This window comes from Leadbetterella sp. DM7 (assembly GCF_040829825.2).
Classification (GTDB): Bacteria; Bacteroidota; Bacteroidia; order Cytophagales; family Spirosomataceae; genus Leadbetterella.
Map to the genome: position 1 here is coordinate 1 of NZ_JBFOLH020000005.1, position 20,543 is coordinate 20,543.

Consider the following 20,543-nt stretch of genomic DNA (forward strand, 5'->3'; position numbering starts at 1 on the left):
TCGCATATCTTTTCCGTTTCGTTACCCCGATTTTTGGCTCCAACCGTATTATTCGGGGTGATATACAAAGATAATCAAAAGCCCAACAAGTTCTTAATGAACAAGTTGGGCTTTTTCTGAATGGCCCAAAATAAGCCTCAGGAAAACCGTCATTAATGGCAAAGAGTTCAACTCGTTTATTCTCACGGTTTAGCCGTCGAGCCGCGAAAAAATAGAGTTATCAAAGATCCTTCCCACCAGCACATGATCAGAGTTTCCGTATTGGATTCTGAAAATAGTGGTTGGCGGGTGAAAATCAGTAGTGTCAGGCGAAGCAAAGGCCATGATCTGGAACTTCTCCGAATACCCGTGGTCTTTCTTATTCAGAACCAGCGTCAGGGGATTGTCCGGCGTGGCATGCGGGTCGTTGTCGGTAATCGTATACGGTACATCGGCCGACAGGTCAAAATAAGAGGGTTTGCTGTCTTTCTTGAACTGCTGGTAAAACCGTACTCTCTTTTTCTCCGGGCTTTCTTCCTGTTTGAAAAAATGAATTTTGATAGTATCCATAAGATTGATTATTTAGGTGAACTATGGTTATTTATCTTTGTCAATGACCCCGTACTTCATGCCCCACCGTACCAGGGCTACCGCTGAATTCACCCCCAGCTTGCGCATGATGTTCCGGCGGTGCGTTTCTACCGTGGTAGAGGCAATCTGCAGGCGGTCGCCAATGGCGGCATTGCTCAGGTCTTCTGCGATCAGCCGGATGATCTCTCTTTCGCGACGGGTCACCGGCAGCACATCTTTTACGGTCAGCTTTCCGTCAGGGCTGCTTTCAAACGGTATTTCTGCCAGCTTGCGGGCAATATTCTCACTGAAATATTTCTGTCCGTTAGCTACCGTCATCAGCGAAGCGATCAGCTCGGCTTTTGAAGCGCTTTTCATCACATAACCGTCGATACCCAGCGACAGCGCTTCCCGGATATGCTTTGATTCTTCACTCATGGTGAGGATGACCACTTTGGTTTCCGGTGCAACTTCTTTCAGCCGGTGGGCCATTTCCAGCCCGTTCAGCAAAGGCATGTGAAGATCTGCAATAATGATGTCCACCTCATTCCTGCCGGCGTAATCCAATGCCTGCCAGCCGTTATTTACAATGCCCAGGATATGGAAAAACGGTTCACCTGCCAGCATAACCCCCAGACTTTCTGCTACCAATTGGTGGTCATCAGCGATCAGGATACGATTTATTCTCATCTTCTACCGGCAATTTTTACTAAAAGTGGAGAATATTTCCCGGATTTCCATATCAAAGGCAAATTTTTACAGGCGAAATTACGGTAAGCGGTACCCGGAATTCCTATGCCTCAATGTACTGCGTTGTATTCACCCCCGGTATGGCCACAGGGTAAAATCCGTCGGCATCGGGCAGGGTTTTGGGCAGGGCATCCCAGGCATAGCGGTCAGGCATCAGGCTGATTTCCGACTGTATGGCTTTGTCCCATTTGATCACCTGGCCCGTATAGCAGGCCAGCCGCCCGATGATGCCGGTAAGCGTACTGTAGGCACCGTATTCGGCATTGTTAAATTTATATTCCCCTTTGGAGATCGCCTCAAACAGCTCTTTATGCTCCTGCTGGTAAGGATTGGGGTTGCCTTTGGGGTTATGCCGGTAGATCTCTTTGCCTTTCCAGTCGTACAATACGGCCTGGCCGTTGGCAGAAAGGTAGGTCCGCCCGCCGGTAGCCTGGAAAGTTTCATCTACCCGGTAGGCAGCACCTTCAAAGTGGGCACACTGGCTGGAGATCACCGAGCCGTCGGCATAGGTAAGCTCAATGGAGAAATTGTCGTAGATCTCACCATATTCTTTAGCGGTGCGGTGAGCGCGGCTGCCTGTACCCTGGATAGATACGGGGTAGGCGTTTTTCACCCAGTTGGCTACGTCAAGCTGGTGTACGTGCTGCTCCACAATGTGGTCTCCGCACAGCCAGTTGAAGTAATACCAGTTACGCATCTGGTATTCCATTTCGGTTTGCTGCGGCTGCCGGGGCCGTACCCACACGCCCCCCGAGTTCCAGTAGACCTGGCCGGCAACCACTTCGCCGATGGCCCCGTCATGAATACGCCGGATGGCTTCCCGGTAGTTGGTCTGGTATCTCCGCTGAAGGCCTACCACCACATTCAGCTTCTTTTGCCTGGCAATTTCAGCCGCCGCAAGCACTTTCCGGATGCCGGGTATATCTGTCGCCACCGGCTTTTCCATAAATATCTGCTTGCCCTGGCGTACGGCTTCTTCAAAATGGATAGGCCGGAAGCCCGGTGAGGTGGCCAGGATAACCACGTCAGCATCTGCCATAGCACTTTTATAGCCGTCAAAGCCGGTGTATTTGCGGCTGTCAGGTACATCGATCTGGTCTTTGAAGCGCTCTTTCAGCGATGCATACGCCTTGTCGAGGTTGTCTCTGAAGGCATCACACAAGGCGGTTATTTTCAGGTTAAAGCCCGAGCTGAGGGCATCAAAGGCGGCGCCTGTGCCCCGTCCGCCGCAGCCTATCACGGCCACCCGGATGGTATCACTTCCGGCAGCGTATGCGCCCTGGAAAGGTAAGCTGTTTACCAATGCGGCCCCGGATAGCAAGGCGGAGGCCTTCAGAAACTCTCTGCGTCCATTCATAATTCAATAGTCTTTTATAGGTGCTTTGTCGTAATACAATAAAATTTCTTCTTCTGACGGGGGATGCAAAGGGCGTACCAGCCGTATGCCTACAAACGGGGCATCGGGCATCCACCAGTTGCTTTTGGGGATCTGCGGGTCGATCTGCTTCCACGAAGGGTCCGAGTAATCGCGGGCCGTAGGCGTGAGGTAACGGAGGTCGCTCAGGTACGATCCGCCGCGAACCACGTGTGGGTACAGCTTTTCCGGCACATTTACCGGGTCTTTCGCCGTTTTACCGGCAAGAGAGGCATAAAAATCAGGGCTGTACTGGTCGTAGGTCCATTCGGCCACGTTGCCCAGCAGGTCATAAATGCCGTTCCGGTCGGGTTTCCGGGTACCTGCCTTCTGCGTGGTATTGTTGCTGTTCCGGCTGGTCCAGGCATAGTCTTCCAGCTCGCCTTCGGGTTGTCCCTGCCTGGCGGCAAACTCCCATTCGGCTTCGGTAGGCAGGCGGTAAAATACGCCTGTTCTGGCATAGAGCCATTTGCAGAACCGGATGGCGTTGTACTGGGTCATGGCCAGGGCCGGGTAGCCCTGCTTGCCCATGCCGAACGTCATGTCAAGGTAAGGTTTGCTGGGACGGGTAACGGCATCTACCCGGGAAGATACCTTCTGGCCGGTACTGCGGGTCACTTCCAGGTCTTTGTAAACAAATAGCTCGAAGAGGTCCCAGGTGACCTCGTGGGTGCCTATCCAGAACGGGCTGACCGTCACCGGATGCTCGGGCTGCTCGTCGGCCTCGCCCCGGTTATTGCCCATGATGAATGTTCCTCCGGGCAGGGCCACCATATCAAATGCAAGCGGGGTGCCGTCAATCTGCTGCCGGTAGGACTTAAAATCCTGTTGGGCAGAGAGTGGGAATACAACCGTTAAAAGCAGGCAAAACCGGATCTTTGTAAAAAGCATATATACGTAAACCAAAACTTAAAAATAAGAAAAGTATCGGGCTTGCCCAATACAATCCTGTTAATTTTTCCTGTGAAATACGGCCAGGCCGATAATGGTTATCAGCCCGTTCAGCAGCAGGTTCTCAAAACCGAATTTATAGCCGGTCGTATTCTGGATGACCTGCTCCAGGATATACGTGATCAGGGGCGATGCCAGGCAGATATACGGAACCGCCTTGTCAATTACCCCTCTCCGGGTGAAAATACCGTAGGCAAAGAGGCCCAGCAGCGGCCCGTAGGTATAACTCGCAATTTTATAGATAGCGGTGATCAGGTCAGTGCTGTTTAGGGCATGGAAAACCAGGATAACCACTACAAATACGATAGAAAACCCGATGTGCACCCGGTTTTTGATCCGGATGGTCTCGGCCTCGGCCTTCTGCTGCACATTCATGAAATCAATGGAAAATGCCGTGGTCAGCGCCGTCAGGGCAGAATCAGAGCTGGCATACGTGGCCGCGGTGATCCCTACCAGGAAAGTCACGCCCACCAGCACGCCGGCAAGCCCGAAATCGGGGCCGTTGAATATTTCGAGGGCCATCATGGGGTAAAAGTCATCGCTGTTGGCCGGCACCTGTATCCCCGTTTTATGGGCATACATGAACAGCATGGCGCCCAGGCTCAGGAAAAGCAGGTTCACCACCACCAGGGTAACCGTAAACCACATCATGTTTTTCTGGGCCTCGCCGATGTTTTTACAGGAAAGGTTCTTCTGCATCAGGTCCTGGTCCATGCCCGTCATCACAATGGTGATAAACATACCGCTGATAAACAGCTTGAAGAAATTCTGCTTGTCGCCCCAGCCCTGGTCAAAGTGGAATATCCGGGAATAATCGGAAGCGGATATTTGCCGGACCATTTCGCCAAGGTTCCAGTTCATCTGGCTTTTGATCAGGAAAATAGTGGTGATCAGGGCGGCGATCAGGAAGAAAGTCTGGAGGGTATCGGTCACCAGAATGGTCTTCACACCGCCTTTGAACGTGTATACCCAGATCAGCAGGATGGTAAAAATCACCGAAAGCTCGAAGGGGATGCCGATGGGGCCGAAAATGGCCATCTGGAGTACGCTTACGGCTACGTAAAGCCTTACGGCAGAGCCTACCGTTCTGGAAATAAGAAAAATGGCGGAGCCGGTCTTGTACGACCAGAAACCGAAACGGGTCTGGAAAAACTGGTAAATGGAGATCAGGTTAAGCCGGTAATAAAGCGGCATCAGGACCGTTCCGATAAAGAGGTAACCCAGCACAAACCCCAGCACCATCTGGAAATACCCGAACGATTCAGCGCCTACTTTTCCCGGAACCGAAACAAAAGTGACCCCCGATATGCTGGTACCGATCATGCCGAAGGCTACCAGGTACCACGGTGCCGACTTATTGGCCAGGAAAAAAGAGCCGGAGTCGGCGTTCCGGGAAGTACGTATAGAAATAAGAATAAGGATTGCAAAATAAACGAAAAGTATGCCCAGAGCTAAATAAGGACTCATAGAATAGGGGTTGAAATTTTATGATACAGAAACAAATATCTGAAAATAAATTATACCCCGGGGCAGTTTTGCTTTTTTTTAATAAGAGGAAGGAGGAACAAACCCTGCTCCCGAAACTATTTTAGCCGGTAATTGGTTGAAAAAAGAAGATAATTATCTAATTTTGAGTATTAGTGCAAGAGAAGTATACTATGAAACCGGCACCCGAACTGGATATTTTAGTGGAAGAGGAGGTTATCCTGGATGATGTTAAATTATATTCGTTGGTAGTTTTTAATGATGACATAAACACGTTTGAGCACGTAATAGATACCCTGATCGAATATTGCGGTCATACCTTTGAGCAGGCGGAACAGTGTACGCTGATCATTCATTTTAAGGGGAAATGCGCTGTGAAGAACGGAGATTTTGAAGAACTGACGCCGATCCGCAAAGCCATTACCGACCGTGGGATCTCCGCCGAAATATTACTGAGATAAAGCCTTGAATTATCCGTCAAGAACCATCGAAGAGGCTGTGCAGGAAATCGCCAGGCTTCCGGGCATAGGGAAGAAATCGGCGCTGCGAATGGCCCTGCACCTGCTCAAAGCAGATAAGTCGCAGGCCTATGGCCTCAGCCGCTCGCTGCTGAACCTGGTTGAAAAGACCACCTATTGCCGCGAGTGCTTCAATATCTCGGATAGCGATCTTTGCCAGATTTGCGGCTCCCATCGCCGCGACTCCGCCCTCCTGGCCGTGGTACAGGATACCAAAGACGTTCTGGCCATTGAGAATACCGGGCAGTTTACCGGGAAATACCACGTTTTGGGTGGGGTGATCTCGCCGGTGCAGGGCATCGGGCCTCACCAGCTGAACATTGACGCCCTCGTGAACCGGATCGGAACCCACCCGGAGATCCGCGAAGTGATATTGGCCCTCAGTCCTACAATGGAAGGCGACACCACAGCGTTTTATATTAAGAAGAAGCTGTCTGACTTTGACCTGAAGGTAAGCACTATTGCACGCGGTATCCCCGTAGGCGGAGACCTGGAATATACCGACGAGATCACTTTGGGCAGAAGTATCCTGAGCAGGATAGATTTTTAAACGGCTCAATAAAGGTTAAACCATATATCTGTATATACTATGAAAAGGAAAAACTTTCTGGCTACCCTGGCCTTAGGCCTTGCAGCCACCCGTACATCGTGGGCAAAAATGCCCTTTCAACCCGTAGAAGGTAAATTTACGCTGCCTCAGCTGCCGTATGCATACAATGCCCTGGAACCCCACATCGATGCCCAGACGATGGAGATCCATCATTCCCGCCACCATAAGGCCTATGTAGATAACCTGAACAAGGCGCTGACCGATGCCGATGCAGGCACCAGTCTCGAAGACATCATCAAAAATATTTCAAAATACAGTACGGCGGTAAGGAATAACGGTGGCGGCCACTGGAATCACTCCTTTTTCTGGGAAATTCTCAGTCCTGCCAAAACCCAGCCTTCCGGGGCGCTCCTGAAAAAAATCAACAGTGATTTCGGCAGCGTGGATAAGATGAAAGAGGAATTCAATAAGGCGGCGGCCTCCCGTTTCGGTTCGGGCTGGGCCTGGCTTATCCTGCAAAAAGACGGCGCCCTGAAAATCGTTTCCACCCCTAACCAGGATAACCCCTACATGGATGTAGCGGAAGTTAAAGGCTGCCCCATTATCGGTGTGGATGTGTGGGAACACGCCTACTACCTGAAATACCAGAACAAACGGGCCGATTACGTAACCGCTTTCTGGAACCTGGTGAACTGGGATCAGGCCGGCAAAAATTACGCAGCGGCACTGAAGAAAAAATAAGGAGGCTAAAAGAGGAAACCGGGAGCGACCAGCCGGAGAATATTGCCGGTAAGCCGCTTTAGCCGGCTTTTGAAGGAACGTTGATCTTCGTCAAATGAAAATGCGGGGATGAGCGTTCCTTCCCGTCCGCCGAAGCGGGGTTCCCGGTTGAAACGGTACACCAGCTGTCTGCTTTCCATACGCGGCTTGATCACGTTATACATCAGGCCTTCCAGCAGCTTGCCCTCCATATCGTTCAGCGTATGGTTTTCGGTAGCTACGTACCGGAGAAAAAATGCGCTGGTTACTCCGAAAAGCCGTACATCGGCAAAACGGCTGCACCAGTTAAGTCCCAGCTTACGGTATAGATTATGATCCTTGATGTCGATATACAGCTCTTTTCCCTTTTCCATGATCTCCCGGCTGCCGTAATCCAGGAAATACCGGATGTTGTGCACGGGATACCGGCCGGTAACTTTGAGAAAGGCCTGTGCCCGGCGGATATACACCGACTGCTCTATGGCCGCCTGTATTAAAAGCACCTCGTTGTATCCTTTCCCTCTTGAAATATCAAAATCAGCCGGGTCAAAAGAAAGAAATTCGATTTTGTGAAGGTATTTTTCGGGTAGTCCGGCCTTCAGTCGGCCGAGATCCCAGCCTGAATTGTCGGCAAAAACAAGCGTGTAGTTTCCTTTGTCCAGGAGTTTCCTGCCGTACAACTGCAATGTGCTCAGGTACATTTCTTCCCGTTCTTTAGTGCTGAACCGGGCATGAGACATACCGCGGGTATCCACCGAGGCGGTCATCAGCAAGGGTAACTTCTCCATCAAAATCTATCCCATGTTTAATTGGCAGGGTGTCAGTGGTAAAAGTAATAAGAACTTTGCTTTATGCTGTGGGAAAAAGCAGATTAATTTAAGCGATCGTTGTAATTTTACGGCCAATATGGAATTGGTGAGAAGAAATACGGGCATCATCAAGCGGCTGGCGGCAGAAGCGGGCTTTGATTTCTGCGGTATCTCCAAAGCCGAATTCCTGGAAGAAGAGGCTGGCCGCCTGGAGAGCTGGCTGAATAAAAATTACCACGGGAAAATGGCCTATATGGCTAATTATTTCGACAAGCGGCTCGATCCCCGCCTCCTGGTAGACGACGCCCGCTCGGTCATCACCGTTATCCTCAATTACTACCCGGAAGAAGAGCTCAGCGAAACCACTTATAAGATCTCGAAGTACGCGTATGGAGTAGATTACCATTTTGTGATTAAAGACAAGCTGAAAACCCTCATTGAGCGTATACGGGAAGAAATAGGAGAAGTGAACGGCCGGGCCTTTGTAGACTCGGCGCCGGTGATGGATAAGGCCTGGGCACGGCGCTCGGGACTTGGCTGGGTGGGCAAGAACAGCAATGTGATTAACCGGAAGATCGGGAGCTTCTTTTTTATAGGCGAGCTGATCACTGACCTGCCCCTGGAACCTGACGGGCCCATCAAAGATTACTGCGGTACCTGCACCGCCTGTATAGACGCCTGTCCCACCGGGGCCATTGCAGAGCCTTACCAGGTAGATGGCAGCAAATGCATCAGCTACCTGACCATAGAGCTGAAAGAGCAGATCCCCGATGAATTCAGGGGGAAAATGGAAAACTGGGTATTCGGTTGCGATATCTGCCAGGATGTATGCCCCTGGAACTCGTTTGCCCGGCCGCACCAGACGCCCGAATTTTCACCCAATGAGAACCTGAAAGAATTTAAAGACTGGGAAGAGATCACGCGGGAAGTTTTTAACACCCTGTTTAAAAACTCCCCGGTAAAACGCACAAAGCTGGAAGGCCTGCAGAGAAATATCCGTTTCTCCGGAGAACCTTAAACCACGCCCTGGTCAATCATGGCGTCAGCCACTTTTACAAAGCCGCCGATATTGGCGCCCTTCTCATAGTTGATGTGACCGTCTTCTTCGCGGCCGTACTGTACGCAGGTGGCATGAATGCCTTTGATGATGATGCGCAGGCGGTCGTCAACCTTCTCCTTGAACCAGGCATAGCGAAGGGAATTCTGGGTCATTTCGAGCCCCGATACCGCCACTCCGCCGGCATTGGCCGCTTTGCCGGGTACGTAATAAATTCTTTCTTTATTGAACAGGGCCACGGCTTCGGTGGTGCAGGGCATGTTGGCGCCTTCGGCCACGTAGCGGCATCCGTTGTCGATCAGGAGACGGGCATCGTGCCCGTCCAGCTCGTTCTGGGTGGCGCAGGGCAGGGCAATGTCGCACGGTATGCCCCAGGGTTTTTCGCCGGGAAAGAAGCGTGCTCCGGGGTACCGGTCCACATACTCGCTGATACGGCCCCGTTTCACTTCCTTAAGCTCAGTAATGAAAGCCAGCTTCTCAGCGGTGATGCCCGTCTGGTCATAGATGTACCCGTCAGAATCCGACATGGTAACGACCTTGGCGCCGCACTGGATAGATTTTTCCGCTGCAAACTGGGCCACATTGCCCGAGCCCGATATGGTGATCACCTTGCCTTCAAGGGTTTCACCGATGGTTTTGAAAATTTCCTGTACAAAATAGATCAGTCCGTAACCGGTAGCCTCAGGTCGTATACGGCTTCCGCCCCATTCAAACCCTTTGCCGGTCAGCACGCCTGTAAATTCGTTTTTGATTCTTTTGTACTGCCCGAACAGGTACCCGATCTCTCTTTTTCCCACACCGATATCGCCGGCAGGTACGTCAAGATCCGGGCCGATATGACGGTACAGCTCGGTCATAAAGCTCTGGCAGAAGCGCATGACCTCGGCATCGGATTTGCCTTTGGGGTCAAAGTCGGAACCGCCTTTTCCACCACCCATCGGGAGGCCCGTAAGGCTGTTTTTATAGGTCTGCTCAAAGGCCAGGAACTTCAGTACGCTAAGGGTAACAGAAGGGTGGAAGCGGAGACCGCCCTTGTAAGGCCCGATCACCGAGCTCATCTGCACACGGTAGCCCCGGTTAATCCGGATTTCCCCTTTATCGTCTACCCACGGCACCCTGAAAATGATCACCCGCTCAGGTTCAGCCATTCTTTCAAATACCTTAAAGGCTTTATAACGGGGGTTCTGTTCTATAAACGGAATAATGTATTCGGCCACTTCATGTACCGCCTGCAGAAATTCAGGCTCACCGGGGTTCCTTTCCTGGATAGTAGTAAGTATATTCAAGACTTTCGTATATTGTATATTGTGTTCAAATATAAATACGATATATTATTTAGGCTTTTTTTATTTTGATAAATTTTTATTTTGAATGGAATAATTAAATTCTATCTTGTTATTGTTCTGTTTTTAACTGAATAGGTTCTGTTTTTCCGGGAAAATCCAAATTTTCAGGCTACGAAGCTCTCTCTTGGCAGGAGGATATTTCGAGAGAGATTGTTTTCTTCCACGGAATAATACACTGATTTCGCCCGGTAGGCTAAAAGCTTTGCCGGTTTTACGCTGTGTCGTGCGACATCCCATCAGATTTTTGCCTAATTTTGAAGCCTTATACAAACGGCATGCTTCAGAGAATTCTTGTATTTTGTATTTTATCATTTTCAGTGGCGGGACAGGTGCCCGCGTATAAAAACCGGGCCCTGAGCCCGGATGACCGCACCCGCGACCTGCTGGCGCGCATGACCGCAGACGAGAAGGTGGGCCAGCTGCTGTGCCCCATGGGTTGGGAAATGTATATAAAGGAAGGAAATTCGGTCAGTTACTCTCCCGCCTTCCGGGAAATGATCGATACCCGGCACATAGGAGCTTTCTGGGGCGTATACCGCGCTGATCCCTGGACCCGCAAAACCCTGGAGACCGGGCTGAACCCGGCCCTGGCTGCCCATGCCGGCAACGCGCTTCAAAAATATGTAATGGAAAACACCCGGCTGGGTATTCCGCTGTTCCTGGCAGAAGAATCTCCACACGGTCATATGGCCGTAGGTACCACGGTTTTTCCGACCGGTATCGGGCAGGCAGCCACCTGGAATCCTGCATTGATCAGCAAAGCTTCTGCCGCCATGGCCCGCGAAGTAAGGCTGCAGGGCGCGCACATCAGCTACGGGCCCGTTATGGACCTCTCGCGTGATCCGCGGTGGTCAAGGGTGGAAGAGAGCTTTGGCGAAGATCCCGTACTGACGGCCGCCATAGGCGTGGCCACGGTGCAGGGTGCCGGCGCCGGTAAGCTGTCAGAACCGTACAGCGTGGTATCCACCCTTAAACATTTTATTGCCTACGGGATCCCGGAAGGCGGACATAACGGCAATACCGCCCTGGTGGGCGAAAGAGAGCTGCACGAAAACTTTCTCCTGCCTTTCCGGGAAGCGGTGAAAGCCGGGGCGCTGTCGGTCATGACAGGGTACAATTCTATTGACGGAGTGCCGTGTACAGCCAATCCCTGGCTCTACCGCAGCCTGCTCAAATCCCAATGGGGCTTCCGCGGGTTTGTGGTTTCCGACCTCTTCAGCATCAACGGACTTGCCGGAAGCCACCGGGTGGCGGAAAACCTGCAGGAGGCCGGCGAGCTTTCGCTTGGCGCCGGGGTGGATATGGACCTGGGAGCGAGTGGTTTTGCGCGGATAAAGACCTCGCTGGAGGAGGGAAAGATCACCCTGCAGCAGCTGGACGAGGCCGTGGGGCGTATCCTGAAGCTGAAATTTGAAATGGGACTGTTTGAAAACCCGTACGTAAACCCGCAACGGGCCGCTGAAGGAGTACGTACGGCAGCGCATATCGCCCTGGCCCGCCAGGTAGCCCGTGAGTCGATCGTATTGCTTGAAAACAAAAACGGGGTTCTTCCCCTCCGGCCGGGTACCCGGCGAATAGCGGTCATAGGGCCTAATGCCGATAACCGCTACAACCAGCTGGGCGATTACACCGCCCCGCAGGAAGACAGTAACGTGATTACGGTTTACGAAGGTATAAAGCGGCGGTTTAAGAATGCCGAGGTGAGCTACGTGAAAGGTACAGCCATACGCGACACGCTGAACACCGATATCGCTGCTGCGGTACAGGCAGCCCGCAGGGCCGATGTGGCGGTAGTAGTGGTGGGCGGATCCAGCGCACGCGACTTCCGGACGAAATATATAGAAACCGGTGCTGCCGTAAGCAATAACGAGTTGGTGCAGGATATGGAGAGCGGCGAAGGCTTTGACCGGGCCACCCTCAGCCTGATGGGAAAGCAGCAGGAGCTGCTGGAGGCGGTTAGGACTACAGGCACACCGCTGGTGGTGATCTATATTGAAGGCAGACCCCTGGAAATGAACTGGGCGGCAGCAAATGCCGATGCCCTGCTTACCGCCTGGTACCCGGGGCAGGAGGGAGGCAATGCCCTGGCCGATGTGCTTTCGGGTGATGTTAATCCTTCGGGCAGGCTGCCGATATCGGTACCCCGTTCGGTAGGGCAGCTCCCGGTATACTACAACAGGAAGCACCCGCAGGGACACGATTACGTGGAACTGCCGGCAAGCCCGCTGTATGCGTTCGGATACGGGAAAAGCTATACAACCTTTGCTTATTCGGATCTGAAGGTAGAAAAGAAAGGTGAGACCGATTTTGAGGTAGTTTTTCGCCTTAAAAATACCGGGCAGCGCGAGGGAGAAGAAGTAGTTCAGCTCTACCTGCGCGATGAGGTGGCTTCGGTGGTTCAACCCCTGAAGCAGCTGAAAAAATTCAGGAAAGTACAATTGAAACCGGGCGAAGAGCAGCAGCTTACCTTCACCCTCCGTGCCGGTGAGCTGGAAATCATTAACCGGAAAATGCAGAAAACGGTAGAGCCGGGAGAATTTACGGTGATGGTCGGGGCCTCATCAGCAGATATACGGCTGGAAGGGAAGTTTTGGGTAGATAGTTCCGAGTAGATAGTTCCGAGTAGAGAGTAGAGAGTAGAGAGTAGAGAGTTTCGGGAACCACTCGGAACTCACAACTCACAACTCGAAACTAAAGAATAGATTTAGTCTAAAAACAAACATGAAATTACACGAATTAAAAGCCGGCCAGAAGGCAGTGATCAGATACCTTGATATGGAGCATCTTCCCATGAAGGTGGTGGAGATGGGCTGTTTTCCGGGAAGCGAGGTAGAGCTTGTCCTGAAGGCTCCCCTGGGCGACCCCTACTACCTCCGGGTAGACGGTATGCCGCTTTGCATGCGCAGGGATATGGCCATGCAGGTAGATGTGGAACTCTTAAGCAACGGAACACATGGAATTTAAGGTAGCGCTGGTAGGGAACCCGAACGTGGGGAAAACATCGGTTTTTAATACGCTGACCGGGCTTAACCAGCGGGTAGGCAATTACCCCGGCATTACAGTAGACCGGAAAACCGGGACCACCCGGATCAACGATACGCTCAGGGCAAAGATTATTGACCTGCCGGGTATATATTCTATTCAACCCGGCTCAAGAGACGAGGAGCTGGTGCTGGAAACCCTTTTTGATCCCCACAATAAATTCTTCCCCGATGTGGTGGTGGTAGTGGCTGAAGTGGAGAACCTCAAAAGAAACCTGCTGCTGTTTACACAGATCAAAGACCTGGGCTTTCCGGCTGTGCTGGCCATCAACATGGCCGACCGCCTGTCGGCCAAAGGGATACAGATCGATATACAGGCCTTATCGGAGCAGCTCAAAACAGAAGTGGTGCTGATTTCTACCCGCACGGGCCAGGGCATTACCGAGCTGAAAGCAGCCATGGCCCGGTATGCCGATGCCCACACCGGCCCGTTAACCCGCCTGGCCGCGGTAGACGAAGACTACTTCCGCTCCATGGATTATAAAAGCTGGCTGGCACGCTCGCAGGGAGCCGTATTTGAAGGTGTGCCGGTTCCTGACGATGAGCTTTCAACCGGAGATATCAAACGGCTTCAGCAGAAAGAAACCATTAAGCGCTACCAGCTGATCGGTGAAATACTGAAATCTGCCTATACCAAAGATATTTCGGAAGCTACCGGGTGGCAGGCCCGGGCCGACCGCATCCTGACGCACAGGGTATGGGGGTACCTGATCTTTTTCGGGATTATGATGCTGGTTTTCCAGGCTATTTTTTCGTGGTCGGCCATCCCTATGGACTGGATCGACGAGAAGTTTGCCCAGCTGTCTGCCTGGGTGTCGGCCACCCTGCCCGAAGGCAAGTTTACCGGGCTCCTTTCGGAAGGCGTTATTCCCGGTATTGGCGGCGTAGTCATCTTTATTCCCCAGATCGCCATCCTTTTTATGTTTATCGCCCTGCTGGAAGAAAGCGGTTATATGAGCCGGGTGGTTTTCCTGATGGATAAGCTGATGCGGCCTTTCGGACTGAGCGGCAAGTCGGTGGTGCCGCTTATTTCCGGGGTGGCCTGCGCCATTCCGGCCATCATGTCGGCCAGGAATATCGAAAATACGCGTGAAAGGCTTATTACCATGCTGGTAACGCCGTTTGCCACCTGCTCGGCCCGTATACCCGTCTACGTGATCATTATTTCCCTGGTTATTCCCGATCAGAAGGTATTGGGCGTTATCGGCCTGCAGGGACTGGTGATGGCGCTTATGTATTTCCTGGGCTTCGTGGCGGCCCTAGGCGGGGCATGGCTCCTGAAAAAGGTGGTTAAGCCCGTTACCAAAAGCTATCTCATCATAGAAATGCCGCCTTACCGCCGTCCCTTAGCTAAAAATGTGCTGAATATGATGATTGAGAAGACCCGCTCATTTGTGGAAGGGGCCGGTAAGATCATCCTGGCGCTTTCGGTGCTCCTGTGGTTCCTGGGCTCCCATGGCCCGGCCTCTACTTTCGGGAAGGCCGAAGAAAAGGTAACGGAGAGCTTTGCGGGGAAAAACCTTTCGGAAGAAGAATGGCAGGATGAAGTGGAAGGGTATAAGTTACGCCATTCGTATATCGGTATGATGGGAAGCGGCATAGAGCCTGTTTTTCGTCCGTTAGGATACGACTGGAAAGTGAGTATCGCCGTGCTGACGTCTTTTGCGGCCCGCGAGGTATTTGTAGGCAACCTGGCCACCCTTTATAACATAGGCAGCCACGGAGAAGAAGAAACCCGGATTGTGGAGAGAATGGACCGGGAGCGGAGGCCTGACGGCTCCAGGATGTTTGACCTGGCTACGGGCGCCTCGCTGTTGCTTTTTTATGCCTTTGCCATGCAGTGCATATCTACGATTGCCATTATGCGGCGCGAGACCAACTCCTGGAAATGGACCATCATCCAGATTCTTTTTATGAGTACGCTGGCTTATCTTTCTGCGTTTTTAGCTTATAGCTTACTGAAATGATACAGGATATTTTAATGTACGGAGCCGTTGTGGCTGCCCTGGCTTTCCTGGGGCGCAGGTGGTTGTGGCCCCGGAAACCCAAAAAACCCGGTTGCGGACCCGATTGCGGATGCGGGTGAGGGCTCACGGAGGGGTGTAATCTGTAAGAAAAAAATCCCGTGAGAAAAACGCTCCGTGAGAAAAACATGACAACAGTCAGCCGGCCCGCGCCGAAAACCTGAGAAACCTCATGCCTCCGGAAGACAAAAACAGCCGAAATTTGCACCTTCAAAATCCGAGATATGTCAAACGAACGAATTAAGATTCCGGCCCTCTTCTCCAAAATAATGGACGCCGAAACCGCTGCCTCCTTTATTGAAGACAACATGGTGGTAGGCGCCAGCGGCTTCACCAAAGCCGGCGACAGTAAAGTGGTGCTTCCGGCCTTTGCCGAGCGGGCCCGGCAGGAAAAAATAAAAATCACTCTCATGACAGGTGCTTCACTGGGGCACGATACAGACGGTAAGCTGGCCGCAGCCGGCGCCCTGAAGAAACGTATGCCTTTCCAGGTTGACCGGGTGCTGAGACAGAAGATCAACGCGGGAGAAGTGCTGTTCATTGACCAGCACCTCAGCGAAAGCGCCGAGCTTCTCCACAATAAAAACCTGCCATCGGTAGACATTGCCGTGATCGAGGCGGCGGGTATTGAGCGCGACGGCAGCCTGATTCCGACCACTTCAGTGGGTAACTCGGCTACATTCGCCGCCCTGGCCAAACGGGTGATTGTAGAGATCAATACCGCCGTGCCCCTGAGCATTTTCGGTATTCACGATATTTACCAGGCAGAAGACTACCCGCACCGCAACGTGATCCCGATTGTGGCGGCTGAAAATAAGATCGGCCGGCGGACCATCCCGCTGGACCCGGAAAAAATAGTAGGAATTGTCTTTACCGACATCAAAGACAGTCCGGCAGACGTGGCCGAACCCGATACCAAAACCACGGCCATAGCGCATCATATCCTGCGTTTCTTTGAAAATGAGGTGAAGATGGGCCACCTGACCGAAAGGCTGCTGCCTATACAGGCGGGCATCGGCAAGGTAGCCAACGCCGTGCTGACCGGGTTTAAAAACAGCTCTTTCTACGACCTGACCATGTTTTCGGAAGTGCTGCAGGACAGCACCTTTGATCTCATTGATGCCGGGAAGCTCTCGGTAGCGTCGGCTTCGTCGATCACCGTGTCGGAATCGTGCTATAACCGGGTTTTCGGAAACCTGCAGAACTACCGCGATAAGATCGTGCTTCGCCCGCAGAACATTTCCAACACCCCCGGCCTGATCCGCCGCCTGGGGATCATCGCCATCAATACCGCCATTGAATTCGATATTTATGGCAACGTGAACTCCACGCACATTTCAGGCACCCATATCATGAACGGTATCGGGGGCTCAGGTGATTTTGCCCGGAATGCCTACCTGAGCATTTTTGTTACCCAGGCCGCTTCTAAAAACAATACCATTTCGCATGCATTGCCGATGGTTTCGCACGTGGACCATACCGAGCATGACGTAGACATTATCGTTACTGATGTAGGACTGGCCGATTTGCGGGGACTGGCGCCGCGGGAGCGGGCCCAGGTGATCATCGATAACTGCGTGCATCCCGATTACCGTGAGCAGCTGCAGTCGTACTTTGACCGGGCCAAAGAAAGGGGCGGACATACCCCGCACATCCTGGAAGAAGCTTTCAGCTGGCACGTTAACCTGAAGAACAAAGGAACCATGATGCTGGAACCGGTTGAATCGCCGGCAGATTTATTAGGGGGATTGGCCTAAACCTGCGTATATTTGAGCTGAAACATCTGTTCAATACGCTATGAAATTCGGCCAGGTACCCGACCCCTCGGTAATTGACTTCAGCATTCCGGAAACCCCGGAGGTAACCTTCGATCTGCTGAACCATTACAAGGCAGACCAACCTATGGAACTGTACGTAGGTTGTGCCAAATGGAACAAGACAGACCTGAAGGGATTCTACCCCAAAGGCGTAAAAGATGAACTGATCTATTATTCGGGTCAGTTCAACGCCATTGAGCTGAATGCCACGTTTTATAATTCGCCTACACCGCAGCAGGTGGAGACCTGGAAGGCAAAAACTCCGCCGGGCTTCAGGTTTTTCCCTAAGCTGCCTCAAACCATCAGCCATTTCGGCCGTTTGCTGAATACGGATGAAAAAGTACGGGATTTTGTGGATGCCACCGTGCTCTTCGAGGAAAAGCTGGGAATGGCCTTCCTGCAAATGCACGATAATTACAAGCCGAAAGATTTCAGGCGGCTGGAAGATTTCCTGCACGGCTTTCCGAAAGGCTACCCGCTGGCCCTGGAGGTCAGGAACCAGGAATGGTTTTCAGATCCGGTGGTCAGTAAAAACCTGTATACGCTGCTGGAAGAAACCGGTGTAACCAATGTGCTGGTAGATACCGCCGGCCGGCGCGATATGATGCACATGCGCCTGACCACTCCGGTGGCCTTTGTCCGCTATGTAGGCGCCAATCATCCTTCAGATTATGCCCGGCTGGAAAATTGGGTAGCTACCCTGAAAAAATGGAAAGAGGCCGGGCTGCAGAAGCTTTTTTTCTTTATTCATCAGAATGTAGAACTGGAATCGCCGCTGCTGGCAGCCCATTTTATCCGGAACCTGAACCGTGAGCTGGGTACTGACCTGCACGTTCCTGTCAGGCCGGAAATTCAGCCGGGCTTATTCAGCTGATGAGGTCTTCGTAAGGCGACCGGATGTTGTTCAGCTCCACTTTGGCAAAAGGCACATAAAACGAGGTGGTCTGGATATTGCTGTGCCCCAGTATTTTCTGCAGGTGGTTAATGGCAATACCGTTTTCGAGAGAGTGAACGGCAAAGCTGTGCCGCAATGTAGTGAGCTTTGCCGTTTTGCCTATGCCTGATTCTTTAAGCGCCTTTTGAAAAACCAGCTGGATATTCCTGGCCGAGTAGTGCCCTATGCCTCCCGAGCCGGGGAAAAACACATCAACGGGCTTATACTTGTTCTTATACTCTTCGATCAGCGGGTTCAAGGCCGGGCTAAGACGGAGGATCCGGGTCTTTTTGGGCTGATCCGAATCAATCCGGATCGTATGGTTCCCGGTATCAATATCTTCTACTTTAAGGCTTATGGCTTCATTGACCTTCAGGCCGTTGTTGTAGATGATGATGAGTAAAAGCTTATGCTTGAGGTTTTTGATACCGGAGAACAAAACCTGGAGCTCGCTCCTGGATAAGATTTCCACCGATTGCTCGTCTTTGATCTTACCGGTGGCCTTGATATTGAGCTTCCGGTTATAAATTTTGTCAAAGAAGAGGATAATGGCTTTTCCCGTCTGTGCTGCTACCTGCGGCGAGGTCTTTTTACTTAATCCCAGGATGTACTCGGAAATCAGTTCATCGGTAAATTTGTTTTGGGGATAATCCCGGAAATTATTGTAAAAAACAAAAATAGCGTTACGGTAGGCGGCAATAGTGGCAGAATTGTACTTCCCTTTTTTTAATAGTTCGGTAAATCGTTCAATTAAATGAGTCACAGTTTTCTAAATGGTTATAAGATTAATTCAAAATTAGATTTTTCACTAAAAATTAGCAACTTTAAATGCTATAATTGTGGAAAATATGCTCTGAAATAAGCCATCCGGCCGTCCAGGCGGCCTGAAAATTGAAACCGCCGGTCACAGCGTCGATATCCAGCACTTCTCCCCCCAGGTAAAGATCGGGGTATTTACAGGTAGAGAAGCTTTCAGCATTCACCTCGTCCAGGCTTACTCCGCCGGCCGTTACAAATTCTTCCTTAAAAGTGCTTTTTCCGTTTACGCTGAATTTAGAGGCTGTAAGATTTTCCAGGAGAGCAGCAATCTGTTTTTTGCCGCCTTCGGCTCCTTTCCGGAACTCGGATATACCGGATTTATCACAAATATAAGTCCAGAATCGTTGCGAAACGCCTGAAACCGGCAGCATTCTTATATTTTTTTTAGGATTTTCGCTAAACCTTTTCTTAAGCTCTTTTTCCAGATCATTTTTGTTCCTGTCAGCGAGCCAATTTACCTCAATTTCAAAGATGTAGCCGGTTTTTTTCAGGAGATAGGCCCCCCATGCCGAGAGTTTAAGGACGGCAGGGCCTGAAAGTCCCCAATGGGTGATCAGCAGCGGGCCCTCCTGTACCAGCGAGGTTTTTGCAACCGATACCCGTGCCCTGCTGAAGCTGGTTCCCTGCAGGGCGGTCAGTGTACCATCAGGAATATTAAAGGTAAAAAGAGAAGGCACGGCTTCTGAAAAAGCCAGGTCCAATTGCTGAAGAGCAGACCATACCCGGGCATCGCTGCCGGTGGCGATCATCAGCCGGCGGGTCTGGTAAACCTTTCCTTCCGCGGTCTGTACCTCCCAACCTGCCGGCACAGGTGTTATCTTCTCTACCCGGCTGTGGAGCAGCAGGTCGATGCCTCCGGCTTCTTTCAGGAAACAGTTGATAATGGTTTGTGAAGAGTCAGATACGGGAAAAACGCGGCCGTCTTTTTCTGTTTTGAGCGCTACCCCTCTTTTTTCAAACCATTTCCGGGTATCGGCTGAGCTGAATTTCTCAAATGCCTTTTCCAGGAAATCACCTCCACGGGGATAGTTACGGGCCAGCTCTCCGGGATCGGAAACCGCATGGGTAACGTTGCATCTTCCGCCTCCCGAAACTTTTACTTTCTGAAGCACCTTTCCCTGTTTCTCCAGGATGGCTACCTTCAGTCCCGGCACTTTCTTTTTTGCATTGATCGCGGCAAAAAAACCGGCGGCACCTCCTCCTATCACTAGGAAGTCGAACATACGCTTATCTGTATTTATCCATCAAAGATAGGCGGTAGGTACGAAGAGAGGAAATGATTTCTTCAAAACCCTCCAGCGGAGAGCCGTATTCAAATTTTACATTTTTAATGGTACCGTCGGTAAATTCAATTTCCAGCCATTCTGCCCCGCCGTCGGCATAATCGGGGTACCCGTACTGATCTTTCAGCCGCAGAAATTTGTCTTTCGGAAAACCGGCCAGGTCGGCTTTGATCTGGTTCAGCAGCGAATTGTCGCGGTGTTCGATGCTTTCGGTGTCGCTACCCCCGCGTTCTTTTCTCTCTACCTGTTTGAGAATGACCGAATTATTTTCCACGATCAGCTCATTGTAGCACTTGCCTATGCACATGCCGAAAGACTGCCCGGATTTCAGCCGCACGATGTTATCGCGGAGGGGTTGAACAGCGTTTTTTTCCTCGCAGGAAAATGCCATCATTATTATGGCAGAAAAGGTAATGAATAGCTTTTTCATAGTTATT

Annotated in this window: 19 protein-coding genes; 9 read left to right on the forward strand and 10 right to left on the reverse strand. The window is 51.5% G+C overall.

Annotated elements, in window-relative coordinates; translation table 11 throughout:
- Positions 1-189 precede the first annotated feature (189 nt).
- The 5 genes from AB2U10_RS07340 to AB2U10_RS07360 form a co-directional block, all read right to left on the reverse strand.
- Entirely contained in the window at positions 190-549 is a 360-nt protein-coding gene (locus tag AB2U10_RS07340) for a hypothetical protein (RefSeq protein WP_367915088.1), read from the reverse strand.
- A gap of 27 nt (positions 550-576) precedes the next feature.
- Positions 577-1,239 carry a response regulator gene (locus AB2U10_RS07345; protein WP_367915089.1) on the reverse strand — a complete coding sequence of 221 codons (663 nt, stop codon included), beginning with the start codon at positions 1,237-1,239 and terminating at the stop codon, positions 577-579.
- Between the two features lie 103 nt (positions 1,240-1,342).
- A complete protein-coding gene (locus AB2U10_RS07350) occupies positions 1,343-2,656 on the reverse strand; it encodes a Gfo/Idh/MocA family protein (RefSeq protein WP_367915090.1) in 1,314 nt (437 codons plus the stop codon).
- Positions 2,657-2,659: 3 nt separating this feature from the next.
- Positions 2,660-3,604 carry a formylglycine-generating enzyme family protein gene (locus tag AB2U10_RS07355; RefSeq protein WP_367915091.1) on the reverse strand — a complete coding sequence of 315 codons (945 nt, stop codon included), beginning with the start codon at positions 3,602-3,604 and terminating at the stop codon, positions 2,660-2,662.
- 60 nt (positions 3,605-3,664) lie between these two features.
- The gene (locus tag AB2U10_RS07360; RefSeq protein WP_367915092.1) at positions 3,665-5,131 is read right to left on the reverse strand and encodes a sodium:solute symporter; all 1,467 of its coding nucleotides are present in this window, start codon (positions 5,129-5,131) and stop codon (positions 3,665-3,667) included.
- Between the two features lie 191 nt (positions 5,132-5,322).
- Here AB2U10_RS07360 and AB2U10_RS07365 point away from each other — a divergent pair, with 191 nt between their 5' ends.
- Genes AB2U10_RS07365 through AB2U10_RS07375 form a run of 3 tightly spaced genes read left to right on the forward strand, consistent with a single transcriptional unit; the run spans position 5,323 to position 6,958 of the window.
- A complete protein-coding gene (locus AB2U10_RS07365; RefSeq protein WP_367915093.1) occupies positions 5,323-5,610 on the forward strand; it encodes an ATP-dependent Clp protease adaptor ClpS in 288 nt (95 codons plus the stop codon).
- Between the two features lie 4 nt (positions 5,611-5,614).
- The gene (gene recR, locus AB2U10_RS07370) at positions 5,615-6,217 is read left to right on the forward strand and encodes a recombination mediator RecR (RefSeq protein ID WP_367915094.1); all 603 of its coding nucleotides are present in this window, start codon (positions 5,615-5,617) and stop codon (positions 6,215-6,217) included.
- A gap of 39 nt (positions 6,218-6,256) precedes the next feature.
- Positions 6,257-6,958, forward strand: coding sequence for a superoxide dismutase (locus AB2U10_RS07375; RefSeq protein ID WP_367915095.1), 702 nt, complete (start codon positions 6,257-6,259; stop codon positions 6,956-6,958).
- 5 nt (positions 6,959-6,963) lie between these two features.
- Here AB2U10_RS07375 and AB2U10_RS07380 read toward each other — a convergent pair whose 3' ends face one another.
- Positions 6,964-7,764, reverse strand: coding sequence for a hypothetical protein (locus AB2U10_RS07380; protein WP_367915096.1), 801 nt, complete (start codon positions 7,762-7,764; stop codon positions 6,964-6,966).
- A 118-nt stretch (positions 7,765-7,882) separates the two neighbouring features.
- Here AB2U10_RS07380 and queG point away from each other — a divergent pair, with 118 nt between their 5' ends.
- A complete protein-coding gene (gene queG, locus AB2U10_RS07385) occupies positions 7,883-8,803 on the forward strand; it encodes a tRNA epoxyqueuosine(34) reductase QueG (protein ID WP_367915097.1) in 921 nt (306 codons plus the stop codon).
- Here the strand turns inward: queG and gdhA are convergent.
- The gene (gdhA, locus tag AB2U10_RS07390; RefSeq protein ID WP_367915098.1) at positions 8,800-10,128 is read right to left on the reverse strand and encodes an NADP-specific glutamate dehydrogenase; all 1,329 of its coding nucleotides are present in this window, start codon (positions 10,126-10,128) and stop codon (positions 8,800-8,802) included. The two genes, queG and gdhA, sit on opposite strands and share 4 nt — an antisense overlap.
- Before the next feature lie 335 nt (positions 10,129-10,463).
- Between gdhA and AB2U10_RS07395 the strand changes: the two genes are divergently transcribed.
- The 5 genes from AB2U10_RS07395 to AB2U10_RS07415 all read left to right on the forward strand — a co-directional run bounded on the left by AB2U10_RS07395 (position 10,464) and on the right by AB2U10_RS07415 (position 17,944).
- On the forward strand, positions 10,464-12,800 hold the full coding sequence (locus tag AB2U10_RS07395) for a glycoside hydrolase family 3 N-terminal domain-containing protein (protein ID WP_367915099.1): 2,337 nt from the start codon (positions 10,464-10,466) through the stop codon (positions 12,798-12,800).
- Between the two features lie 109 nt (positions 12,801-12,909).
- Complete coding sequence (locus AB2U10_RS07400; protein WP_367915100.1) at positions 12,910-13,152, forward strand: FeoA family protein; 243 nt, start codon at positions 12,910-12,912, stop codon at positions 13,150-13,152.
- Positions 13,142-15,196 (forward strand): ferrous iron transport protein B, encoded by a 2,055-nt coding sequence (feoB, locus tag AB2U10_RS07405; RefSeq protein ID WP_367915101.1) that lies wholly within the window; start codon positions 13,142-13,144, stop codon positions 15,194-15,196. Before AB2U10_RS07400 ends, feoB begins: the two co-directional genes overlap by 11 nt.
- 281 nt (positions 15,197-15,477) lie before the next feature.
- Entirely contained in the window at positions 15,478-17,010 is a 1,533-nt protein-coding gene (scpC, locus tag AB2U10_RS07410) for a succinyl-CoA:acetate CoA-transferase ScpC (protein WP_367915102.1), read from the forward strand.
- Between the two features lie 40 nt (positions 17,011-17,050).
- Positions 17,051-17,944 carry a DUF72 domain-containing protein gene (locus AB2U10_RS07415; protein ID WP_367915103.1) on the forward strand — a complete coding sequence of 298 codons (894 nt, stop codon included), beginning with the start codon at positions 17,051-17,053 and terminating at the stop codon, positions 17,942-17,944.
- Here the strand turns inward: AB2U10_RS07415 and AB2U10_RS07420 are convergent.
- From AB2U10_RS07420 to AB2U10_RS07430, 3 genes are all read right to left on the reverse strand, one after another.
- A complete protein-coding gene (locus AB2U10_RS07420; protein WP_367915104.1) occupies positions 17,937-18,767 on the reverse strand; it encodes a tyrosine-type recombinase/integrase in 831 nt (276 codons plus the stop codon). The two genes, AB2U10_RS07415 and AB2U10_RS07420, sit on opposite strands and share 8 nt — an antisense overlap.
- 61 nt (positions 18,768-18,828) lie before the next feature.
- Positions 18,829-20,046 carry an aminoacetone oxidase family FAD-binding enzyme gene (locus AB2U10_RS07425; RefSeq protein ID WP_367915105.1) on the reverse strand — a complete coding sequence of 406 codons (1,218 nt, stop codon included), beginning with the start codon at positions 20,044-20,046 and terminating at the stop codon, positions 18,829-18,831.
- A 4-nt stretch (positions 20,047-20,050) separates the two neighbouring features.
- Positions 20,051-20,536: a hypothetical protein gene (locus AB2U10_RS07430; RefSeq protein WP_367915106.1), complete on the reverse strand. Its 486-nt coding sequence runs from the start codon at positions 20,534-20,536 to the stop codon at positions 20,051-20,053.
- Positions 20,537-20,543: the final 7 nt, after the last annotated feature.

Bases quoted from the DNA above. Each gene is read 5' to 3' on its own strand.
- AB2U10_RS07340 (WP_367915088.1), bottom strand. From the start codon at position 549: ATGGATACTATCAAAATTCATTTTTTCAAACAGGAAGAAAGCCCGGAG.
- scpC (WP_367915102.1), top strand. From the start codon at position 15,478: ATGTCAAACGAACGAATTAAGATTCCGGCCCTCTTCTCCAAAATAATG.
- AB2U10_RS07415 (WP_367915103.1), top strand. From the start codon at position 17,051: ATGAAATTCGGCCAGGTACCCGACCCCTCGGTAATTGACTTCAGCATT.
- AB2U10_RS07355 (WP_367915091.1), bottom strand. From the start codon at position 3,604: ATGCTTTTTACAAAGATCCGGTTTTGCCTGCTTTTAACGGTTGTATTC.
- feoB (WP_367915101.1), top strand. From the start codon at position 13,142: ATGGAATTTAAGGTAGCGCTGGTAGGGAACCCGAACGTGGGGAAAACA.
- AB2U10_RS07430 (WP_367915106.1), bottom strand. From the start codon at position 20,536: ATGAAAAAGCTATTCATTACCTTTTCTGCCATAATAATGATGGCATTT.
- AB2U10_RS07365 (WP_367915093.1), top strand. From the start codon at position 5,323: ATGAAACCGGCACCCGAACTGGATATTTTAGTGGAAGAGGAGGTTATC.
- queG (WP_367915097.1), top strand. From the start codon at position 7,883: ATGGAATTGGTGAGAAGAAATACGGGCATCATCAAGCGGCTGGCGGCA.
- AB2U10_RS07360 (WP_367915092.1), bottom strand. From the start codon at position 5,131: ATGAGTCCTTATTTAGCTCTGGGCATACTTTTCGTTTATTTTGCAATC.
- AB2U10_RS07425 (WP_367915105.1), bottom strand. From the start codon at position 20,046: ATGTTCGACTTCCTAGTGATAGGAGGAGGTGCCGCCGGTTTTTTTGCC.
- AB2U10_RS07350 (WP_367915090.1), bottom strand. From the start codon at position 2,656: ATGAATGGACGCAGAGAGTTTCTGAAGGCCTCCGCCTTGCTATCCGGG.
- AB2U10_RS07380 (WP_367915096.1), bottom strand. From the start codon at position 7,764: ATGGAGAAGTTACCCTTGCTGATGACCGCCTCGGTGGATACCCGCGGT.
- AB2U10_RS07400 (WP_367915100.1), top strand. From the start codon at position 12,910: ATGAAATTACACGAATTAAAAGCCGGCCAGAAGGCAGTGATCAGATAC.
- AB2U10_RS07345 (WP_367915089.1), bottom strand. From the start codon at position 1,239: ATGAGAATAAATCGTATCCTGATCGCTGATGACCACCAATTGGTAGCA.
- AB2U10_RS07375 (WP_367915095.1), top strand. From the start codon at position 6,257: ATGAAAAGGAAAAACTTTCTGGCTACCCTGGCCTTAGGCCTTGCAGCC.
- AB2U10_RS07395 (WP_367915099.1), top strand. From the start codon at position 10,464: ATGCTTCAGAGAATTCTTGTATTTTGTATTTTATCATTTTCAGTGGCG.